Origin of the sequence: uncultured Lactobacillus sp. (assembly GCF_947367085.1) — a bacterium.
Lineage (GTDB): Bacteria > Bacillota > Bacilli > Lactobacillales > Lactobacillaceae > Lactobacillus.
In genome coordinates, this window is sequence record NZ_CANBCP010000105.1 from 1 (window position 1) to 2,752 (window position 2,752).

Annotated in this window: 1 protein-coding gene and 1 pseudogene; both read right to left on the bottom strand. The window is 31.0% G+C overall.

Annotation, left to right across the window (positions count from 1 at the left end; genetic code table 11):
• Positions 1–1,590 (bottom strand): flippase (locus tag Q0Y70_RS09810; protein ID WP_297820525.1); only part of this gene is annotated, 1,590 nt, incomplete at its 3' end.
• A gap of 66 nt (positions 1,591–1,656) precedes the next feature.
• A pseudogene (locus tag Q0Y70_RS09815) lies at positions 1,657–2,752 on the bottom strand (UDP-glucose 6-dehydrogenase); the annotation flags it as partial.

Below are 2,752 nucleotides of genomic sequence, written 5' to 3' on the forward strand. Positions count from 1 at the left end.
TTTGCAAGCGCGGTTGATCTTCACGAGGTCTTGATACACCACGCGACCTGCACCAATATTTAAGTGACCTACTTCTGAGTTACCCATTTGTCCATCTGGAAGACCTACATCAAGTCCACTAGCTTGAATTAATGTATGAGGATATTCATTCATTATTTTATCTAAATATTCTAGTGCTACCTCATTTTTCAAGAATACCAAAATCGCACCATAAATTATTACTGAGAGCACTACAGATAAAGCTGTTCTTAGAATTAAAGAAGAAATACCTATTTTTAGAAGAACACATACTACTGCAATACCAATACAACCTGCTATTGAATCTAGGATGCTTTTAAAGGTTCTTCTGGACTTAAGTATTGGACCAACATAGTCTCGTGCAGACCAACCATTCAAAAACATCACTATAAATTCGGCAATAACAGTGCTTAACGCTGTACCATCATATGACCATAAAGGAATGAAAATGAAGTTTAGTCCCACATTAATTAGTCCTGTTATTATAGTGTTTCTTAAAGATTTGGATTCACGTTTTAAAGGAATTAGAACACACTGATTAAAAATAGTACTATAATTAGAAAAAATTAATGCCCAAGTAATTATTTGAAGAGACAGAGTACCACCTAAGTATTTCTTTCCTGCAATTATTAAAATTACTTCTTGACTCAGCATTACCAAACCTACGGCTGCTGGTAATCCTAAAATGGATACACTATTGAGCACTTCTTGCAAAAGATGTTTATACTCTTTGATTCGTCTTTTACCAATTAACATTGCTAGGCGCGGAATTGTAACAATAAGTAGTCCAGAAACTAACCCACTTACAATAGTATAGATTTTTACTGCTACACCATAGATACCAACCGCATAATCATTCTTAAGTAATCCTAAAATGGTTGTATCTGATGATACATAAAGAGTGATGGCAACAGCAGAAGCGAAAATAATCAAAATTGGTTTTAAATGGTAGTTCCAATTTGTATTTTTAACAAATTTAATCTTGCAAAAAGACTTAGCGTGAATATAATTCAAAATATTCGAACCTACACCCGCAAATACTGTAATTGCGGCATACCATAGGTAATCATTAGAAGAATGGACTAAAAGGAATAATAGCACGATTGAAATAATCTTAAATGCAATACTTCTAACTGTGATATATTCATATTCTTCATAAATTGTATATATCCACTCAGTTCCAATTGTTGTAAAAAATATCTGTAGACTAAAAATTAAAATACAGGTTACATAATTACGTAAATTGCTAAAAATTAGTAAACTACCTATTAAAAGTATATAAGCAATTAGAGTGGAAAATATATTAATAGTAAAAATTTGACTTGCAAATTCACTAATGCGTTCTTCACTATCTCTGTATTTTGCACCCTCTCGCACTGCATAAGTTGCTATTCCTAACCCTGCAATAAGAACGAAATAATTTACATAGGTACTTGAAAAGTTATAAATTCCCATACCATCTACTGATAAAACTCTAGAAACATATGGAAAAGTAATCAATGGAAAGATTAAATTTAAAGCACTTCTAAGACCATTGAGTAGTGCATTAACTCCTAATGATTTTTTTTTCATAAATCAAAAATTTCCTCTAATTAATCAAAACAAGCTTCATGTTAACTATGAAGCTTATTTTGGTATTTAATCTTTTCTAAAAATATCTCTTGTATAAACCTTATCTTTAACATCATCAAGAATTGGATTATATCTATTAACAATAATTGCATCAGATTTATTCTTAAATTGATCAAGATCATTTACTATCTCACTACCAAAGAAAGTTGATCCATTTTAAAGAGTTGGTTCATAAATAATAATTTTAGCTCCTGTTGCTTTAACGCGTTTCATAACTCCTTGAACTGAACTTTGATAGTAACTTGTTTTTCTTCAGCTGGATCATAGGTATTATTATCATCGTAATCATAATAGCCAGCTTAACATAATACTGATCAGCAATAAAGTCTTTACGTGTATCACTTGATTTAACACTAGCCTCAATTAAATTCTCTGGAACTTCCTTATAATTTGCAAGCAATATCCACCATAACCAAATGAAGGATTATTATAATATGTACTAATCCGAGGATCAAGTCCTACTCCATCAATTATTTCTTGAGTATCTAATCGTTTACTTTCGGCATAAGTGTCTAATTCATTAAAGTAACTTACACGAAGCGCTAAATAAGTATTTGCAAATAATTTTATTGCTTCTACTTCAGTAAATCCCATAAATAAGGTTGGTACGTCTTTATCTTCAGCACATTCTTGAAGTAAAGACGTAAATGTATGTGCTGCTTCTACTAATTTATCATTATTTTTATCTGTTCCTACAACAATGCGTGATGGATGTAAATTTGTTATAAAGAGCATGACCTTCACGTGAGAATTCTGGACTAAAGATAAGATTATCAGTCTCAAATTCTTTTCTCATATGATTTGTGTATCCAACTGGAAAAGTCGATTTGATAATCATAATTGCATTTGGATTATACTTCTTTACTACCTTGATAACTACTTCAACAGCCGAAGTATCAAAGAAATTCTTTTCGCTGTCATAGTTAGTAGATGTAGTGATAGTAACAAAATCAGCATTTTTATAAGCGGATTCTACATCTGTGGTTGCCTTTAAATTTAAATCTTTATTAACAAGAAAATCTACCTTTTCAGGAACTATATCAACAGCATTTACCTCATTAATCTGTGATAATAGCTAAACTTAAACCTACATATCCTGTAC